The sequence below is a fragment of the Paenibacillus sp. J22P277 genome, assembly GCF_059383675.1.
Genome location: NZ_JBXENS010000001.1, coordinates 275672 through 294031, shown reverse-complemented (window position 1 = coordinate 294031; position 18360 = coordinate 275672). Strand labels below are relative to the sequence as shown.

Genomic DNA, 18360 nt, shown 5'->3' with positions numbered 1-18360 from the left:
CCATGGCTAGACGGTTGAAGATCGGAATCACGTGCTACCCGACGCTCGGAGGCTCCGGCGTCGTGGCGACGGAGCTAGGCAAGCTGCTCGCGGAGAAAGGGCACGAGATTCATTTTATTACCCACAGCGTGCCGTTCAGGCTGGGACAGTTTCAGAAAAACATTTTTTATCACGAAGTCGAAGTAAACGATTATTACGTCTTCCGTTATCCGCCCTACGATTTATCGCTGGCGAGCAAGATGGCGCAAGTCGTGAAAATGCAGCAGCTGGACGTGCTGCACGTGCATTATGCGGTACCTCACGCGGTGTGCGCCTACCTGGCCAAAGAAATGGTCGGCGGCAATCTCCGCACGGTGACGACTCTCCACGGGACGGACATCACCGTGTTGGCGCAGGACGAGTCGCTCAAGGATCTGATTCGGATGGGCATCAACAAGAGCGATGCCGTCACCGCGGTCTCCAAAGATCTTATTCGGGAGACGCGCGAGCTGCTCGACATCGACAAGCATATCGAACTGACGTATAATTTCGTCGACAAACGCGTCTATTATCCGCGGGAGTGCAGCTCGCTGCGCAGCGATTACGCTTCCCCAGGCGAGAAGATATTGATGCATATCTCCAATTTCCGGCCGGTCAAGCGCCTGCAGGACGTCGTCGACGTATTCGCCAAAGTCGCGAAGGAAGTCCCGAGCCGTCTCCTGCTTGTCGGCGAAGGACCGGATTTGCCGAAAGTACAGGCGCGTATCCGACAGCTGGGTCTGGAGGACCGTGTGCATTTCCTGGGGAAGCAAGACGATGTCGCACAAGTAATATCGATCGCGGACGTCATGCTGCTTCCTTCGGAAAAGGAAAGTTTCGGGTTGGTCGCGCTGGAGGCCATGGCATGCGGCGTGCCGACGATCGGATCCGTCGCGGGCGGCATTCCGGAGCTGGTTACGCACGGGGAGACCGGATTCCTTTCGCAGATCGGCGATACGGACGACATGGCCTACAACGCGATCAAGCTGTTGCGCAACGACGACTTGTATCGCCAGGTCCGTCAAGCTTGCCTGCACCGGGCGACGAACCAATTCTGCAATGACCTCATTACGTCCGAATACGAACGGATCTATTACAAAACGCTCGGAATCGAAGCGGATATTCCGGAACCGGTTTGCGAGTAAACCTATAGAAGGAGGGAGGGCCATGTCGAGGAGCGAAGCGCTGACGAAGGCGCTCCCTTTGCTTTATGTTCTGGAGGAACGCGGCTTCGAGACCGTGTTCGTGGGGGGCTGCGTCCGCGATACGCTGCTAGGGAAGCCGCTGAAGGACGTGGATATCGCGACCGCCGCTTCGCCGGAGCAGGTGATCGAGGCGTTTCCGCATACCATTCCGACCGGCCTGCAGCACGGAACGGTGACTGTCGTGCATGAGGGCGAGACGTACGAGGTGACAACGTTCCGCACGGAATCGGAATACGAGCGGTTTCGCAGGCCCGCGCATGTCGAGTTCGTCACAAGCCTGCACGAGGATTTGCTGCGCAGGGATTTCACGATCAACAGCATGGCGATGCGCGCCGACGGCACGCTGGTCGATCCATTCGGCGGACGGCGTGATATCGAACGGGGCGTCCTGCGCTGCGTCGGCGACGCCGATGCCCGACTCCAGGAAGACGCGCTGCGCATCGTGCGCGCGCTGCGTTTCGCCGCCGCATACGAGCTGCGCATCGCGCATGGCACGTGGCGTGCGATCCGCCGCCACAAGGCGCTGCTGGCGCATATCGCGATGGAGCGGATCGGGCTGGAATTCGACAAAATGATCGCGGGCAGCGGTCCGCATCGGGCAGCCGCGCTGCTTGCCGCGAGCGGACTGCTTGCTTGCACGAAGGACATGCTCCCAGCGGAGATCGTAACCGCAGCGTCCTCGTACGCCTCGGTTAATCCTAAATGGCGCGGAGTACCGCAATTGCGCGGCTCCGCAGCACCCGGGTTGGATGCCGCAAGTCCCCTATCGCGGAAACGGATTGCTTCGAGCATTCGCGCCTTGCATGAGGTTGGGGAGGCCGAGGATCGATGGGCGGCTCTATGTGCCGCGTTGTCGCTGAACGCCGAACAAGCTTCGGAGCTGTTCGGACTGCTCCGATACGCGGCAGTCCGCTCGTCGCGCCTTGCCGCGATTATTCGCATTCACGCCGCGATGGCGGAAACGATCCGTCGATTGTCGAATGGTCCTTCCGGGAAGCAAGTGGAGCTCCTGCCGGCGGCAGTGAACAAGGCGTGGATGATGTCCGTGTTGGACGATGGACAAGCCGCCGCGCAGAGCTGGCTTGCCATCATCGGCCGCGTTCCCTCGCTAGTCCTGACCGAAGATACGGATTCCGCCGAACGACGCAAAGCATTGGATACCCTCGTGAACGTGCTGGAGGCATCCCTTCAAGCGATGCCGGCAGCCGCGATTCGCGATCTTGCCGTCAAGGGCAAGGATTTGCTGGGATTGACCGGAAGACCGTCCGGCCCTTGGCTCGGCCGTCTGCTCCAGCAGCTGCTGCAAACGGCGGCGCTCGGCGAAGTGCCGAACGAGAAGGACCATTTATTGACGGAAGCGAAGAAATTGCTTAACGGTAATGATCGTTGGTACGATCGTTGAATACTAGCATTGCATTGAACAATAACGAAGTCATGCCGTATAAGAATCGAGGAGTCGAACCATGAACAATCGCATTCTCGAGCTGCTGCAAGAGAAGGAGAACGAAGGCTACGTCTCCGGAGAATGGCTCAGCCAAGAACTTCAAATCAGCCGGACGGCAATTTGGAAGCAGATCAAGAAGCTGGAAGCGGCCGGTTACCGGATCGAAGCTTCGCGTCGTCTCGGCTATCGTCTGACCGGGCGTCCGTCCAAGCTGACGGCACAAGAGCTCGGCATCAAGTTCCAAGAGAAGAACGTAACGATGATCGGAGGCATCAGGCTGTTCGACGAGGTCGATTCGACCCAAAACATCGCGCAGCGCCTTGCCGAAGACGGAGCCCCGGAAGGCACGCTGGTCGTCGCCGAGCAGCAGACGAACGGCCGCGGCCGCATGGGGCGCAAGTGGGTATCGCCATCCGGCAAAGGGATCTGGATGAGCTTCATCCTGCGTCCCGGCATGCCGATTCATTTCGCGCCCCAGTTGACGCTGCTAACGGCAGTCGCTTTGTGCCGCGCCCTGCGAGCGGCCGCGGCGCCGCTCGATATCGGCATAAAATGGCCGAACGATCTGCTTATCGGCGGCAAAAAAATCAGCGGCATCCTGCTGGAATCGACGGCCGAGGAAGAACGGCTGCGCTACGTGATCGCCGGCGTCGGCATCAGCGTCAATTTGACGGATGGCGATTACCCGCCGGAACTGCTCGAGATCGCCACGTCCCTGCAGATCCAGCTGGGTCGGCCGCTGGACCGGGCCGAGATCATCGCGGGCTTCTTCTCGCAATTTCAGCAGCTCTACGCAGTCTACCAGCGGGAGGGATTCGCCCCGATACAGACGTTATGGGAGGCATTGTCCGTCACGCTGCACAAACCGGCGCGCCTCATTATCGGCGGACTGGAAACGACCGGGACGCCGATTGGATTGAACGAACAAGGCGCGCTGCTCGTGCGCCAGAACGACGGTGCAATCGTTCCGTTGTTCTCGGCCGAACAGGTACCTCCCTCGGGATAACGGTTCATAGACGGGGGGCCGTTTTTTTGATATACTCGCCTTACCAGCCATGCTCGTTATTGGGGCGGTATCGCCGATCGCGAACCGCACCCTTGACCGACGCGGCATGCGGGAATGACATCATAAACGTCATTAGCAAGGCAGTGCGTATTCTGCTCTGAGCCGTCAGGGACCGAGACAGAAGGAAGCCCGCTTTAGCCAGGATGTTCCTTTTTCGGATCGGAACCTTTTTAGCGGCGGCTAGAAGGTTTTTTTGTGTTGATCACATAGGACGAACGCCGATCGTGAAAGCTTAGACTAGGCATGACGAACTTCGCGGACGCCCATCCAATTCTGAGGAGGACGAAGCCCATGAAACAACCCGTTACGATCACGAAGCTGAAGAAAATGAAACAGAGCGGCGAGCCGATCTCGATGCTGACCGCTTACGATTATCCTTCCGCCAAATTAGCGGAGGAAGCCGAACTCGATATGATTCTCGTCGGGGACTCGCTTGGCAATGTCGTGCTTGGATACGATACGACGATTCCCGTGACGCTAGACGATATGGTGTACCATGCCCGGGCAGTCGCTCGGGGAGCAAGAAATACGTTCATCGTGGCGGACCTGCCGTTCATGACCTATCACCTCGGCAAGGAAACGACGCTGCGGAATGCGGCAAGATTGCTTCAAGAAGGACATGCGCATGCCGTCAAGCTCGAGGGCGGAGCGGAGGTGGCGGAGGAAGTGGCTGCGCTCGTGAGGGCGGGCATTCCCGTTATGGGCCATATCGGCCTCACGCCGCAGTCGGTCCATCAGCTCGGCGGTTACAAGGTGCAGGGCAAGCTGGAGAAGGAAGCGCAGCGGTTGATCGACGACGCGAAGGCGCTCGAAGCGGCCGGCGCGTTCAGCATCGTGCTGGAGCTCGTGACGGAGCCGCTGGCGGAAGCCATCTCCTCGGCGCTGTCGATTCCGACGATCGGCATCGGCGCGGGCCGGGGCTGCGACGGTCAAGTGCTCGTCTACCATGATATCTTGCAATATGCTTCTCCGTATTATGAGAAAAGGTTCGTGAAAACTTACGCGGATATCGGGTCGACGATCCGCAGCGCCATCGGCGCGTACGTGGCCGACGTAAAATCCCGGGCGTTTCCGGAGCAGGCGCATGCGTTCCCGATGGAGCAGGAAGTACTGCGGAGATTGTACGGCGGCGGCAGCGGTCCGGAGCATGAAGAAGCGGAAGCCGGACAGCCGGGCAAGCAGCCGCGCATGAAGAAGAATCAGGAGAGCGCCGCTTCGCCGGACTCCGTCAAAGGGGGCAGCCAATCATGATGATCGTCGATTCAATAAGCGAGCTGAAGGCCGCGCTGGCCCGCCAGCGGAGCAAGTCGCCGAACGGCTTCATCGGCCTGGTGCCGACCATGGGATACCTGCATGAGGGCCATGCCAGCTTGATAAGGCGCGCGAGCAGCGAGTGCGAATTCACGGTCGTGTCCGTTTTCGTCAATCCGCTGCAATTCGGACCCAGCGAAGACTTCGAACGTTATCCCCGCGACTTGGAGCGGGATGCGGCGCTGGCCGAGCAAAACGGGGCGGCGCTTCTGTTCGCGCCTTCCGTGCCAGAGATGTATCCGGCGAAGCCGCTGACGCGGGTGCTGATCAGCGAAGTGACGGAATCGCTTTGCGGCGCTTCCAGACCCGGCCATTTCGACGGCGTCGGTACGGTCGTAAGCAAGCTGTTCAACCTGGTTCAACCGAATCGCGCGTATTTCGGCATGAAAGACGCGCAGCAAGTGGCCGTCGTCCAACAAATGGTCGACGACCTCAATATACCGGTGGACATCATCCCGTGCGAAACGGTGCGCGAACCGGACGGACTGGCGATGAGCTCCCGCAACGTCTACCTGGATGCCGAGCAGCGCAAACAAGCGCTTGTCCTGTCGAAGACGCTTGACGAGGCGGGGAAGCGGCTGCGCGAGCCTGAGATGACGGCAGACCGGTTGGCCGCCGAAGCAGCCGAGCTGATCCGCACGGCGCCGCTGGCGGAGATCGATTACGTGGAAGTGCTGAAGTATCCTTCTCTAAAGCCGCTCGATGCCGATCAACGACTTGCCGAAATTGACGCGCAGCTGATTTTGGCGTTAGCCGTCAAATTCGGCGGCACGCGCCTGATCGATAACCGATTATTTCAACTGGTTGGAGGTGAACCCCATGTTCAGAACGATGATGAAGTCAAAGCTTCACCGAGCTACAGTCACTGAGGCGAACTTGAATTACGTCGGCAGCATCACCATCGATGAAGACTTGATGGAACTCGCCGATATCTGGCCGAACGAGAAGGTTCAAATCGTTAACAATTATAACGGCGCAAGGCTGGAAACGTACGTGATTACCGGTCCGCGCGGCTCTGGCGTCATCTGCTTGAACGGCGCGGCGGCCAGATTGGTGCAGCCGGGCGATAATGTCATTATTATTTCATACGGCACGATGACGGAAGAAGAAGCGCGAAGCTACAAACCGAAGGTCGTGTTTTTGGATGCGGCCAACAAACCCGTGCAATTGGCAAACGAGGAACGGCACGCGACGATTTCGTGATCGTTGGCGCCGATCCGCGCTGCCAGCGCTGTGAAACGGTTGGGATGGAGTATGAAAAGCGATGCCCGCGCAAAGAATGAGCATAACAAATCGCTTCATTCTCTACAACTACGGCGTGAAGGTGGGTGCGTACCATGTTCAAGCATGTATTTGCAACGATGCAGGACATTCTTCAAGACATCATAATCCATTATCCGCATGCCGACGACACCGAACGCAAACGACTGGATGATCAGTTAGCCAAGCTAAAGGAATTCAGCGATCGATTTATCGAGGAGTGGCTGCAGTTCGAGGAAAATATGGCTGATTTTCGCGACATGCAGCAGCAATGCATCAAGCCGAGCACCGATCCTTCGATGGCGGCAGAACCGAAGCAGCCTTCGAAGCAGGCCGTTTATCCGAAAATCGTTTCCGCCGTTCCGCTTGCCGCCGCGGCCGTAACGCCTTCAGCCGAAGCCTCGGCAAGCGCGCTCGTACCGGAGAGCGAAAACGACGACTGGGAAGCCGCGGAACTGCAGCATATGAGCAAGGGGCAGGGGTATTTCAAGCTTCTGATGTTCCGCGACGCGGCGAAGCATTTCGAAGAAGCGGTCACCCGTTCGCCCGAGAACAACCAAGCGCGGCTCTTTCTGGGCATGACGTTCATGCATCTGCAGGAATGGCACGAAGCGCAGCGGCATTTCCAACTTCTGGTGGAAGTGACGGAGCATCCGAAGTGGCGGGCACTCGGCCTCAACGCGCTGGGCTGCATCCAGGCGGTAAGGATGAACCTGGAGCAGGCGGCGAAGTATTTCGAGCAGGCGCATGAGGCCGATCCCGAATTTACCGATCCGCTTGCCAACATGAGATCCTGCGAGCAGCATGCGGGACAATTATCGCTTTATTTCGGAAGCGGTCAGTTATAGAATGAAACGGGCAAGCGAGTAGCATGGGGATAGTTAGGGATCCTCGCTGAACGTTCTAAGAAGGAAACGCGCTTGCACCTTGGCGGCGCAAGCCGGAAATCGCGAAGCTTGCACCGCCTAATTCGGGTTGCGGCCCGTTTCTCGTTTGGGGAGGATACGTACCGGATGAAGTATGCCGTATTGGATTTGGAAACGACCGGCCATGGCGCCGGCGATGATATTATACAGGTCGGCCTCGTGCTGCTGGATGAGGATTTGAAGGTGGCGCGGACGTACAGTTCGTTCGTCAAGCCGACGATTCCGATCCCGGCGTTCATCACGGGGCTGACAGGAATCGACGAGGCGATGGTCGCGGACGCGCCGGAGCTCGAAGAAGTGCTGCTCGAAGTCGTTCCGATGCTCGGCGATGCCGTGCTTGTTGCGCATAACGTCGGCTTCGACGCGGGCTTTTTGAACGCGGCGCTCGACCGCTGCGGCTACGTGGCGTTCGACGGCAGACGGCTCGACACGATCGATCTGCTCCGGATCCTGTATCCGGCGTTGACGACCTACCAGTTGGGCGCGGTAACGGAGCACTTCGGCATCGAACACGATCGGCATCACCGCGCGGATAGCGACGCCATGGCAACGGCGGAGCTGTTCGTCGCGTGCTGCCGAAAGCTTGACAGCCTGCCCCTGCTTACAGTCCAGCGCTTGACGCAGCTGCTCGGCGACGAGATCGACGATCTGGGCTGGTTTACCTCGCAATTCGCGCTCAAGAAAGAAATGCAAACCGCGATCGATCTGGATGCTTACACCTACTTCCGCCAATTCGCGATGAAAGCCGGCGACTGGACGGAGGAACAGCATCCGCGAAGCGAAGAAGAGCAAGCCGCTTCGGCGGCGGATTGGACGTTTCCGGCGTTCCTCGCGCATATCAAGGCGGGCATAGCCGCGATCGTTCCGGGGTACGAAGAGCGCGAACCGCAGAACATGATGTTCCAGGAAGTCATCGACGCGTTGGACGAGGAACGGCACTTGCTGATCGAGGCGGGCACGGGCACGGGGAAATCGCTCGGCTATCTCATTCCGGCTCTCTACTATGGTGTCCAGCATAATAAAAAGATAGTCGTCAGCACGCATACGATCAATCTGCAGGAGCAGTTGCGTTCGAGAGATTTGCCCCTGTTGCTCGCCGTGATGCCGTATCCGTTCAAGGCCGCCGTGTTCAAAGGACGCGGCAATTATTTATGCCTGCGCAAATTCGAGGGAAAAGTAAACCTGAGGGACTTCGGCGCGCCGGCCGAAGACCGCATCACGGCTTCCCAGATGGTCGTATGGCTGAGCGAGACCGAGCACGGCGACCAAGAGGAATTGAACTTCGGCAACCGCGGAGCCGACTTCTGGAGCGTCGTGGCAAGCGACGCCGATTCCTGCCTGAATCGCGCGTGTCCATGGTTCAAGCGCTGCTACTATCATCGTGCCAAGCAGGAAGCCAATCTTGCCGATGTCGTGATCACGAACCATTCCATGTTGTTCACCGACATCCGCGCGGATCATCGCCTGCTGCCTGGCTACGAGCACTTGATTCTGGACGAAGCGCATCATCTGGAAGAAGTCGCGGGCAAGCATCTCGGCACGCAGCTGTCGTATTATTCCGTTCAGCAGCCGGTCTTCCGGCTGTGCAAGGACGCGCGTAGCGGGCAGCTGATCGTGCTGAACAGCAGGCTGGCGAACGAGAACGTCGAGAACACGCAGAAATGGCGGGAAGAAATCGACGAAGTCGTGCCCGTATTCGGCGAGCTGCGGGACGAATGGGACCGCCTGTTCGAGCTCCTGTACGCCATCATGAGCACGGGTAGCGGGTCGAGAAACGCCGCCCAGGACGGTCCGGGCGGCGGGGAAGCGGGACAGTTCGTGCTGCGTCTGCGCGGCGGCAAGCTGCCGGATCCCTGGAAGGAAGCGCAGTTGGTGGAAGAGGCGATACACGGCTACTTGAGCCAAATCATCCGGCCGCTCGAGAAAGTGTTCGCCGCCGTCAAAGAGGACGTCGACGATCCCGGCATCGCCGCGCTCGTCACCGATTTGAGCGGGACGGTGAAGGATCTGGCCCGCGCCCGCGACGATTTGCGCCAATTCATCAAGGCGGACCGGACGGATACGGTGTACTGGCTGGAGGCCAACAGCAATTCCCGGGCGAAGTCGGTACAAATGTATGCGGTCCCGGCGGACGTCAGTAATCAACTCAGAACCTATTTCTTCGAGACGAAGCGCAGCGTGGTGCTGACTTCCGCCACGCTGTCGGTGCAGAAATCCTTTCAGTACGCCTGCGAGCAGCTCGGCCTGAGCGGCGAAGAAGAAGCGGGCAGATTGAAGACCGTTCAGCTGCCGTCGCCATTCAATTACCGGGATCAGGCGCTCGTCATCATACCGCGCAACTTTCCGGTGCTCAAAGGAGCGGCGGGCGACCCGATGTTCAACGAGATGCTGGTCCAGTCGTTGACCGAAGCGGCGATCGGCACGCATGGGCGAATGCTGGTCTTGTTTACCTCGTACAAGATGCTTAAGCAGGTTTACGAGCCGCTGAAAGAGGCGCTTTCGCAGAAAGGCATCCAAGTGCTCGGGCAAGGCATCGATAGCAGCAACCGCAGCAAGCTGACCCGAAGGTTTCAGCAGCAGGCCGCTTCCGTGCTGCTCGGCACGAGCAGCTTCTGGGAAGGCGTCGATATACCGGGCGACGCCTTGACCTGCCTCGCGATCGTGAGACTGCCGTTTCAGCCGCCGAACCATCCGCTCGTGGAAGCCAAGTCGGAATTGCTGCAGGAACAGAAGCAGAACCCGTTCATGAAGCTCTCTATCCCGCAGGCCGTCATTCGGTTCAAGCAGGGCTTCGGGCGTCTCGTTCGCACGGCGAAAGACCGCGGCGTCGTCCTCATCTACGATACCCGCGTGATCGATACGTATTACGGCAAATATTTTCTGTACTCGCTTCCGGGTCCGAAGATCGAAACGATGCATTTGGACCAAATCGTGCCGCGGATGCATGAATGGCTGACACCAAGCGAAGAAGGAGTGGAATCATGAAACCGATGAAAATTTCCGAAGCGGTCGTTCGCAGGCTTCCCGTGTATTTGCAAGTATTGAACGACTTGAACGCGCGGGATGTCCAGACGGTTTCATCACAGGAGCTTGGCAACAGGCTGGATCTGAATCCCGCCCAAATCCGCAAGGACCTCGCGTATTTCGGGGACTTCGGGCGAAAAGGAATCGGGTACGACGTCACGTATTTAATCGAGAAAATCAGGCAAATCCTCAAGCTCGACCAGCCGCTTAACGTCGCGCTCGTCGGCGCGGGGAATCTCGGCCGCGCGCTGTGCAACTATAACACCTACCTGAAGGACAACATGAAAATCACGGCGGTGTTCGACGTGCATCCGTCGATGATCGGCAGCGCGATCAACGGCTTGACCGTGCTGCCGATGGATAAGCTGAAGGAAACGATCGTCGCGCGCAATATCCGGATCGGGATCATTACGGTACCGGCCGTCGAAGCGCAGCATGTCGCGGACCAATTCGTCGACGCCGGCGTCGACGGCATCCTGAACTTCGCGCCGACGATCCTTCGGGTGCAGGACCAGGTACGGATTCATTACGCGAATTTCACGACCGAATTGATGAGTCTCGCGTATTATTTGGACGAAGAAGGAGAAGAGGATCACAATGAAACGGATCTGGATTAAAGAAGGCACCTTCGTCACGATGGACGATGCGCGTCCCGTGCTCCAAGGGCATATGGTCATCGAGGGCGATACGATTCTGTATCTGAGCGAAGAGATGCCCGACCCGGCTCCGGAAGGCGCCGAGATCATCGACGGACGCGGGCTCGTGTTCATGCCCGGACTGATCAATACGCACGGCCATGCGGCCATGTCGCTGCTGCGCGGTTATTCGGACGACGAGGCGCTGCAAGTATGGCTGGAGCAGAAGATGTGGCCGATGGAAGGCAAATACACGGATGAAGACGCCCGCTGGGGAACGGCGCTCGCGGTGAGCGAGATGCTGCGGTCCGGCACGACGACGTTCGTCGATATGTACGACCGGATGCACATCGTGGCGGACGTGGTGGAGCAGTCCAGCATGCGCGGCATGCTGACGCGCGGCGTTATCGGCTTGTGTCCGCCGGAGATTCAAACCGCGAAGCTGAACGAAGCGAAGCAGTTCGCGAAAGATTGGAACGGCCGCGCGAACGGACGCATTCGGACGATGCTGTCTCCCCACGCGCCGTATACTTGCCCGCCGGATTACATTGCCCGCATCGTGGAAGCGGCGCATGAGCTGGATCTCCCGCTGCATACGCATATGTCGGAATCCGCCGCGGAAGTGCAGCAGAACGTTAACGACTATGGCGTGCGGCCGGTCGAGCACTTGGATAAGCTCGGTTTCTTCTCGCGTCCCGCGCTGGTGGCGCATGCCGTCCATTTGACGGACGACGAGATCGCCCTGCTTGCCGAGCGCGGCGTCGGCGTCTCGCATAACCCGGCCAGCAACCTGAAGCTCGCAAGCGGCATCGCGCGCGTGACGGATATGCTCGCGGCAGGCGTTACCGTCGGACTCGGGACGGACAGCGCGGCCAGCAACAACAACTTGGATCTGTTCGACGAGATCCGTTTGGCGGCTCTGATACATAAAGGCGTCTCCGGCGATCCGACGGCGGTGCCGGCTTGGGAAGCGCTCAAGCTCGGAACGGTGTACGGCGCGCGCGCGATCTGGCAGGAGGAGCGCATCGGGAAGCTGAAGGAAGGCATGAAAGCCGATTTCATCGCCTTGAACGCCGAACAGCCGCATTTCTATCCGCGGACGGAAATCGTGTCCCATCTCGTCTATTCCGGTTCCGGCCGGGACGTGCTGCATGTCTGGGTCGACGGCGTTCAAGTCGTAAGGGACGGCGAGTGCGTATTTCTGGACGATGCGCGCATTCGTCAGGAAGCGCAGCGCTGCTTTGAAAGGCTGTTATCCAGCTGATGCGCGCGATTCGGTACAAAAGAGCCCCGATCATGTCGACGGGCAGATGGATCCTGCTGGTCGCGATCGTCGTGGCGGCGCTGCTCGTTGCGTTCAACTTCTATTACCGTTACGTCCAATCGCCGGTTTGGGCGGCGCAAGCGACGGCCGAAGCGGATGCCGAACAGAAGAGCGGGTTGAAGAAGATAACGGATTCGTATTCTTACGTGTGGGACGAGCCGGTCTGGGTCGTGAAGGGAAAAGACGACCAAGACGCGGATACCTACGTCTGGCTCAAGAAAGATTCCTCCATTACGCTGAAGGCGAGCGACGGACGAACGAAAGATGAGATCAAATCGCAGTTCCTGCAGCAGAAGCCGGATGCCGTCATCGCCCATATGCGGCTTGGCATCTTTGGAGGCGAACCGGTCTGGGAAGTTTTCTACTCGCGCAAGCAAGCCGGCGACAACAATCATTTCTACGATTTCTACCGCTTTCGCGACGGCTCGCTTATCGTGATGTACAAGCTGCCTTCACAATAACGGCGGCGTCCGACGCGATGCACAGGTTCATCCAGCCTTCCCTGTAATTGCACGCTCCTGGAATCAACAGTCTATGATATACTTTCGTATAGCGTAATAGCTAGATGAGAGTGCAGCGTACTCTGTGGATGAAGGGAGCTTTTTGTCATGAAAATACGTCCTTTGCCGATTGTGCTGACAGCCGTTATTTCGGCGGGTTTATTGGTGGGCGGCTGGTTCATGTACCGCAACGAAGCCGACCTGAAGCCGCTTGATCGCATCGCGACAGGCGTACCCGGCGTCGTGAACGCCCAGCCCGTGATCGGCCGCAGCTCCGTTACCGTGAATTTGACTCTTGACCGGGATGCGAATCTCCGGACGATATATGATACGATCGCGACGAAAGGCAACGACATCATCGGCTCGCGGGAGTTGAAGCTGAATATCGAGAAAGCCGATTCGTCCGTCAAGCTGGACGATGCTTGGGCATCCATGCTGTTCCAGGTCGCGCAGGCGATGGACCACCGCAAGTACGCGGAAATTCCGGCGGCGCTAAAGCAGGCGCAGAACGGAAACGCCGGCATTCAGGCCGATTCGGAGATGGACGATACCAACGTTTACATTACGTTGAAGGACGACAAAGCCGTCAAATACATCGTCCTGCCTCGTACGGCCAATACGATGGGGGCGTGGCCAAATGCTTAAATACGGAAAAGAAATGCTGATCGGTTTCGTGCCGGTATTGATTTTGTTTCTGCAGTTCGCCGTGGGCGTGAACGTCATTCCGTTCGTGCTGCTGGCTGTCATCGTCGGCGGGCTGATCTATATGGCGCGCGCCCGGGGCCATTTGGCAACGGTAGGCGGCGGGCATAAAGGCAAGCCGCGTCCGCTGAAGCCGATGTCGTTCGAGGAGATCGGCGGGCAGGACAGAGCGAAGCAGGAGTTGATCGAGGCGCTTGATTTCCTCGTACACGTCGATCAGATCTCGAAATTCGGCATACGCCCGTTAAAGGGGATTCTGTTGACCGGACCTCCGGGAACGGGGAAAACGCTGCTGGCGAAAGCCGCCGCCAATTATACGGATTCCGTCTATCTGGGCGCCTCGGGCTCGGAATTCGTGGAGATGTACGTGGGGGTCGGCGCGAGCCGGATCCGGGATTTGTTCAAGGAAGCGCGACAGAAAGCCGCCAAGCAGGCCAAGAGCAGCGCCGTCATCTTCATCGACGAGATCGACGTCATCGGCGGCAAGCGCGACGGCGGGCAGCAGCGCGAATACGATCAGACGCTGAACCAATTGTTGACGGAGCTCGACGGCATCCATACCACGGATACCCCGCGGATTCTTCTGATCGGCGCGACGAACCGCAAGGAAGTGCTGGACGCCGCGCTGCTTCGCCCGGGCCGTTTCGACCGGCATATCGCCGTCGATCTGCCGGACAAGAAGGGCCGCGAACATATCCTGAACCTGCATGCGCGCAATAAACCGATCGACGAAAGCGACGTCAGCCTGGAGAAAATCGCGGAAGAGTCGTTCGGCTTCTCCGGGGCGCAGCTCGAGAGCGTCATGAACGAAGCGGCGATCTACGCGATGCGGGAAGACGGCGAGTCGATCAGCCAGCGGCATCTGTCCATGGCCATCGACAAAGTGATGATGGGCGAGCGCACGGACCGAGAGGCGACGAACGAGGAGCGCGAGCGCGTCGCGCTGCATGAGCTGGGCCATGCGATCTCTGCCGAGCTCGTGCGGCCGGGGAGCGTGTCCCAGGTGGCGCTGCTCCCGCGCGGCGGAGCGCTCGGCTACGTGCGGCATAATCCGCAGCAGGACAAATACTTGTACACGAAGCAGTTTCTCGAAGGACAAATCATGATCGCGCTGGGGGGCGCCGCCGCGGAGGAAATGTTCTACGGCGAACGGAGCACGGGCTCCCGCGGCGACTTCGAGCAAGCGATGAACATCGTCCGTTCCATGGTGGAATCGGGACTCACGGAGCTTGGCATCGTCGACGGCTCCATGATGACGCCGGACAAATGGGCGGCGGTGACGGGCGGCATCCTGAACGGGTTGATGCACGGCGTCAAGGAACTCCTGGAGGCGCACCGCGCGGTGTTCTTGTCCGCGCTCGACGTGCTGATCCGGGAAGAGACGTTAAGCGGCGACCGGTTCCGCCAGCTGCTGCGGCAGTTGACGGACGGGCAGCGCGAAGCGATCGCGCACTGATCGCGCATGGAAGGCGGAGCAGCTGTCCGCCTTCTTATTTTTGCGGAAAAACGGTATAATAAAAGATGAAATTCGGAGGTGTGAAAGTTGACGGGAGTACGTAAAGTCGGCGTCGTAGGCGCCGGAACGATGGGGCAGAGCATTTGCGAAATGCTTGCCGCAAACGGACTTGATGTATATATGGCGGAGCAAGGCGAGGACCGTCTTGCCCATGCCATGAGCATGATCGAACAAAGCTTGGACAAACAAATGGAACGGTGGGCGCTGACGTCCGCCGAGAAGAAACTCATCATGGGGCGCATTCATCCGAAGTCCTCCTTGAACGAGCTGCAAGCCTGCGAGCTGGTCATCGAGACGATTACGGAAGAGTTGGACAGCAAGCTGGCGATCTTCAAGGAACTCGACGCCGTATGCCTGCCGGACGTCATCCTGGCCAGCAACACGTCGACGCTCAGCTTGACGGAACTCGCCAGCGTGACGTCCAATCCGGACCGGGTCATCGGCATGCATTTCGTGTACCCCGTTCATAAAACGAATCTCGTGGAAATCGTGCGCGGGCTCAAAACGAGCGACGCGGTGTTCGAACGGACGAAGCAGTTCGTGGAGACGACGATACATAAGAAGGGCGTCATGGTATTCGAATCCCCCGGATTCGTCACGACGCGGCTGATCTGCCTCTTCATCAACGAGGCGCTGCATGTGCTGGAAGAGGGCGTCGCTTCGGCGGAAGATATCGACAGCGCGATGCGAATCGGGTATGCGTTCCAGCACGGCCCCTTCGAGATGGCGGACCGTTTCGGGCTCGATGCCGTGCTGGCCGCGCTCGATCGGATGTTCCGCGATTACGGGGAGCTCAAATACCGGCCGTCGTTCATCCTGAAGAAGATGGTGCGCGGCGGCCAGCTTGGCGTCAAAAGCGGCAGAGGGTTCTTCGAATACGACAAGGAAGGCGGAAGGGTATGATCATTCTTGTCCTGAACGCGGGCAGCTCTTCGCTGAAATACCAGCTGTACAACATGGAAGAGGAATCCGTGCTGGCGCAAGGCCGCGTGGAACGGATCGGCATGGACGCTTCGATCGTGGTGCACGAGCCGACGGGGAAGCCGGAGGTTAGCGAAGTCAGCGAGATCTTGGACCATAACACGGCGGTTCGCCGCTTGATCGAGCTGCTGACGAACAAGGAGCACGGCGTGCTGATGTCCATGAAGGAAATCGACGCCGTCGGCCACCGGGTCGTTCACGGCGGCGAGAGCTTCAAGCAATCGACGCTCGTCACGGAAGACGTGAAGAGGGAGATCCGCAGGCTGTTCGACCTGGCCCCGCTGCACAATCCGCCGGCGATGATGGGCATCACGGCCGTGGAAAACAATTTGCCGAACGTGCCGCAGATCGTCGTGTTCGATACGGCGTTTCATCAATCGATGCCCCAGGAATCCTTCCTGTATCCGATTCCGATGGTGCTGTACCGCCGCCACAAAATCAGGCGTTACGGCTTTCACGGCACGTCGCATGACTATGTCAGCAAGCAGGCTGCCGAGACGCTCGGCCGGCCGCTGGAGTCGCTCAAGATGGTCACCTGCCATATCGGCAACGGCGCGAGCTGCGCGGCGATTATGAACGGCAAGTCATTCGACACGAGCATGGGCCTCACGCCGCTGGAAGGCCTCATGATGGGCACGCGGAGCGGAGACCTCGATCCGGCGATCGTTCCGTTCACGATGAACAAGGAAGAGCTCACGCTGAACGAGGTCAATTCCATGCTGAACAAGCACAGCGGACTGCTGGCCATCAGCGGCATCGGCAGCGACATGCGCGAGATCGTGGAAGCGATGGACGCAGGCGACAAGCAGGCGAAACTGGCATTCGACATGTACACGTACCGCTTGCGCAAATACATCGGCGCTTACGCCGCAGGGATGAACGGTTTGGACGCCGTCGTCTTCACGGCGGGCGTGGGCGAGAATTCCGTCGCGGTGCGCAAGGCGGTCTGCGAGAATCTGTCGTTCCTCGGCATCGAGCTCGACGCGCAGCGCAATGAAGTCCGATCCAAGCAACCGCGTTTCATCACGACCGACGAATCCCGCGTCAAGGCGCTCGTCGTGCCGACGAACGAGGAACTGCTGATCGCCAGGGACGCGTATCAGATCGTAAAGGCCGAAGCGGCCGAGATTACAGAATAGGGGACGATAACGATGAAAACATTGACGACGATCGGACAATTGAAGGCAGCCGTCGGACAATCCGTATGGATCGGCTGCTGGCTGAACGGCAAGCGCTCCAGCGGGAAGATTCAGTTCCTCCAGCTTCGCGACGGCACGGGCTACGTGCAAGGCGTCGTGGTGAAGAGCGAGGTAGCGGAAGCGGCATGGAACGCCGCCAAGGAACTGACGCAGGAAAGCTCGCTCTACGTGAAAGGCATCGTAAGGGAAGAGCCGCGGAGCCAATCCGGTTATGAACTGACGGTCGAAGAGGTCGAGATCATCCAGATCGCGCAGGATTATCCCATCACGCCGAAAGAGCACGGCGTCGATTTCCTGATGGACCGCCGCCATCTGTGGCTGCGTTCTTCGAAGCAGCGCGCGATTCTGGTCGTTCGCGCGGAGATCATTCGTTCGATCCAGCAGTTCTTCGACGATCGGGACTTCACGCTGGTGGACCCGCCGATCCTGACGCCGTCCTCGAGCGAAGGCACGACGAACCTGTTCCATACGAAGTACTTCGAAGAAGACGCGTATTTGACGCAGAGCGGCCAGCTGTACATGGAAGCCGCGGCGATGGCGCTCGGGAAGGTTTACTCGTTCGGCCCGACGTTCCGCGCGGAGAAATCGAAGACGCGGCGCCATCTCATCGAGTTCTGGATGATCGAGCCGGAGATGGCGTTCGTCGACCATGAAGAAAATTTGCGCGTGCAGGAGCAGTTCATCGCGTTCGTCGTGCAGAACGTACTGGCGAACTGCCGCAAAGAACTGGAAACGATCGGCCGCGACGTGAGCAAGCTGGAAGCGATTCAGGCTCCGTTCCCGCGCATCACGTACGACGAAGCGATCGCTTTCCTGCAGGAGCAGGGGCAAGAGATCCAGTGGGGCGAGGATTTCGGCGCGCCGCACGAGACGGCCATCGCCGAGAAATACGACCGGCCGGTATTCATCACGCATTATCCGGCGTCGTTCAAAGCCTTCTACATGAAGCCGGATCCGAACCGTCCGGAGGTCGTGCTGTGCGCGGACATGATCGCGCCGGAAGGCTACGGGGAAATCATCGGCGGTTCGCAGCGGATCGACGATCCGGAGCTGCTCGCGGAGCGGTTCCGGGAGCATGAGCTCTCGACCGAGGTGTACCAGTGGTACCTCGACCTGCGCAAGTACGGAACGGTGCCGCATTCCGGTTTCGGACTCGGCTTGGAGCGCACGGTTGCCTGGATTTGCGGCCTCGACCATGTTCGCGAGACGATTCCGTTCCCGCGGATGCTGTATCGGCTGTATCCGTAAG

At 59.1% G+C, this 18360-nt stretch carries 16 protein-coding genes; all 16 read left to right on the top strand.

Annotated elements, in window-relative coordinates; translation table 11 throughout:
• Positions 1-2: 2 nt before the first annotated feature.
• The 16 genes from bshA to asnS all read left to right on the top strand — a co-directional run bounded on the left by bshA (position 3) and on the right by asnS (position 18359).
• Positions 3-1163 (top strand): N-acetyl-alpha-D-glucosaminyl L-malate synthase BshA, encoded by a 1161-nt coding sequence (gene bshA / locus AC50YL_RS01390; RefSeq protein ID WP_494828717.1) that lies wholly within the window; start codon positions 3-5, stop codon positions 1161-1163.
• A 22-nt stretch (positions 1164-1185) separates the two neighbouring features.
• A complete protein-coding gene (locus tag AC50YL_RS01385) occupies positions 1186-2625 on the top strand; it encodes a CCA tRNA nucleotidyltransferase (protein WP_494828715.1) in 1440 nt (479 codons plus the stop codon).
• 61 nt (positions 2626-2686) lie between these two features.
• Positions 2687-3673 carry a biotin--[acetyl-CoA-carboxylase] ligase gene (locus tag AC50YL_RS01380; protein WP_494828713.1) on the top strand — a complete coding sequence of 329 codons (987 nt, stop codon included), beginning with the start codon at positions 2687-2689 and terminating at the stop codon, positions 3671-3673.
• Between the two features lie 351 nt (positions 3674-4024).
• Positions 4025-4984: a 3-methyl-2-oxobutanoate hydroxymethyltransferase gene (panB, locus tag AC50YL_RS01375; protein WP_494828711.1), complete on the top strand. Its 960-nt coding sequence runs from the start codon at positions 4025-4027 to the stop codon at positions 4982-4984.
• Positions 4981-5913 (top strand): pantoate--beta-alanine ligase, encoded by a 933-nt coding sequence (gene panC, locus AC50YL_RS01370; protein ID WP_494828709.1) that lies wholly within the window; start codon positions 4981-4983, stop codon positions 5911-5913. Before panB ends, panC begins: the two co-directional genes overlap by 4 nt.
• Complete coding sequence (gene panD, locus AC50YL_RS01365) at positions 5864-6247, top strand: aspartate 1-decarboxylase (protein WP_161740487.1); 384 nt, start codon at positions 5864-5866, stop codon at positions 6245-6247. Before panC ends, panD begins: the two co-directional genes overlap by 50 nt.
• 134 nt (positions 6248-6381) lie before the next feature.
• Positions 6382-7152: a tetratricopeptide repeat protein gene (locus AC50YL_RS01360; protein WP_494828707.1), complete on the top strand. Its 771-nt coding sequence runs from the start codon at positions 6382-6384 to the stop codon at positions 7150-7152.
• A 165-nt stretch (positions 7153-7317) separates the two neighbouring features.
• Entirely contained in the window at positions 7318-10215 is a 2898-nt protein-coding gene (gene dinG / locus AC50YL_RS01355; protein WP_494828705.1) for an ATP-dependent DNA helicase DinG, read from the top strand.
• Positions 10212-10871 carry a redox-sensing transcriptional repressor Rex gene (locus AC50YL_RS01350; protein ID WP_494828703.1) on the top strand — a complete coding sequence of 220 codons (660 nt, stop codon included), beginning with the start codon at positions 10212-10214 and terminating at the stop codon, positions 10869-10871. The genes dinG and AC50YL_RS01350 overlap by 4 nt, the downstream gene beginning before the upstream one ends.
• The gene (locus tag AC50YL_RS01345) at positions 10852-12153 is read left to right on the top strand and encodes an amidohydrolase (RefSeq protein ID WP_494828701.1); all 1302 of its coding nucleotides are present in this window, start codon (positions 10852-10854) and stop codon (positions 12151-12153) included. Before AC50YL_RS01350 ends, AC50YL_RS01345 begins: the two co-directional genes overlap by 20 nt.
• Positions 12154-12185: 32 nt before the next feature.
• Complete coding sequence (locus AC50YL_RS01340; RefSeq protein ID WP_494828699.1) at positions 12186-12674, top strand: cell wall elongation regulator TseB-like domain-containing protein; 489 nt, start codon at positions 12186-12188, stop codon at positions 12672-12674.
• A 147-nt stretch (positions 12675-12821) separates the two neighbouring features.
• Entirely contained in the window at positions 12822-13358 is a 537-nt protein-coding gene (locus AC50YL_RS01335) for a hypothetical protein (protein ID WP_494828697.1), read from the top strand.
• Positions 13351-14871, top strand: a complete 1521-nt coding sequence (locus tag AC50YL_RS01330; protein ID WP_494828695.1) for an AAA family ATPase — start codon at positions 13351-13353, stop codon at positions 14869-14871. Before AC50YL_RS01335 ends, AC50YL_RS01330 begins: the two co-directional genes overlap by 8 nt.
• Before the next feature lie 87 nt (positions 14872-14958).
• Positions 14959-15834, top strand: coding sequence for a 3-hydroxyacyl-CoA dehydrogenase family protein (locus AC50YL_RS01325; RefSeq protein WP_494828693.1), 876 nt, complete (start codon positions 14959-14961; stop codon positions 15832-15834).
• A complete protein-coding gene (locus AC50YL_RS01320) occupies positions 15831-17051 on the top strand; it encodes an acetate kinase (RefSeq protein ID WP_494828691.1) in 1221 nt (406 codons plus the stop codon). Before AC50YL_RS01325 ends, AC50YL_RS01320 begins: the two co-directional genes overlap by 4 nt.
• 12 nt (positions 17052-17063) lie before the next feature.
• Positions 17064-18359: an asparagine--tRNA ligase gene (gene asnS, locus AC50YL_RS01315; RefSeq protein ID WP_494828689.1), complete on the top strand. Its 1296-nt coding sequence runs from the start codon at positions 17064-17066 to the stop codon at positions 18357-18359.
• Position 18360: the final 1 nt, after the last annotated feature.

Excerpts from the sequence above, each read along its gene's own strand:
- bshA (WP_494828717.1), top strand. The coding sequence starts at position 3 with ATGGCTAGACGGTTGAAGATCGGAATCACGTGCTACCCGACGCTCGGA.
- AC50YL_RS01385 (WP_494828715.1), top strand. The coding sequence starts at position 1,186 with ATGTCGAGGAGCGAAGCGCTGACGAAGGCGCTCCCTTTGCTTTATGTT.
- AC50YL_RS01380 (WP_494828713.1), top strand. The coding sequence starts at position 2,687 with ATGAACAATCGCATTCTCGAGCTGCTGCAAGAGAAGGAGAACGAAGGC.
- panB (WP_494828711.1), top strand. The coding sequence starts at position 4,025 with ATGAAACAACCCGTTACGATCACGAAGCTGAAGAAAATGAAACAGAGC.
- panC (WP_494828709.1), top strand. The coding sequence starts at position 4,981 with ATGATGATCGTCGATTCAATAAGCGAGCTGAAGGCCGCGCTGGCCCGC.
- panD (WP_161740487.1), top strand. The coding sequence starts at position 5,864 with ATGTTCAGAACGATGATGAAGTCAAAGCTTCACCGAGCTACAGTCACT.
- AC50YL_RS01360 (WP_494828707.1), top strand. The coding sequence starts at position 6,382 with ATGTTCAAGCATGTATTTGCAACGATGCAGGACATTCTTCAAGACATC.
- dinG (WP_494828705.1), top strand. The coding sequence starts at position 7,318 with ATGAAGTATGCCGTATTGGATTTGGAAACGACCGGCCATGGCGCCGGC.
- AC50YL_RS01350 (WP_494828703.1), top strand. The coding sequence starts at position 10,212 with ATGAAACCGATGAAAATTTCCGAAGCGGTCGTTCGCAGGCTTCCCGTG.
- AC50YL_RS01345 (WP_494828701.1), top strand. The coding sequence starts at position 10,852 with ATGAAACGGATCTGGATTAAAGAAGGCACCTTCGTCACGATGGACGAT.
- AC50YL_RS01340 (WP_494828699.1), top strand. The coding sequence starts at position 12,186 with ATGTCGACGGGCAGATGGATCCTGCTGGTCGCGATCGTCGTGGCGGCG.
- AC50YL_RS01335 (WP_494828697.1), top strand. The coding sequence starts at position 12,822 with ATGAAAATACGTCCTTTGCCGATTGTGCTGACAGCCGTTATTTCGGCG.
- AC50YL_RS01330 (WP_494828695.1), top strand. The coding sequence starts at position 13,351 with ATGCTTAAATACGGAAAAGAAATGCTGATCGGTTTCGTGCCGGTATTG.
- AC50YL_RS01320 (WP_494828691.1), top strand. The coding sequence starts at position 15,831 with ATGATCATTCTTGTCCTGAACGCGGGCAGCTCTTCGCTGAAATACCAG.
- asnS (WP_494828689.1), top strand. The coding sequence starts at position 17,064 with ATGAAAACATTGACGACGATCGGACAATTGAAGGCAGCCGTCGGACAA.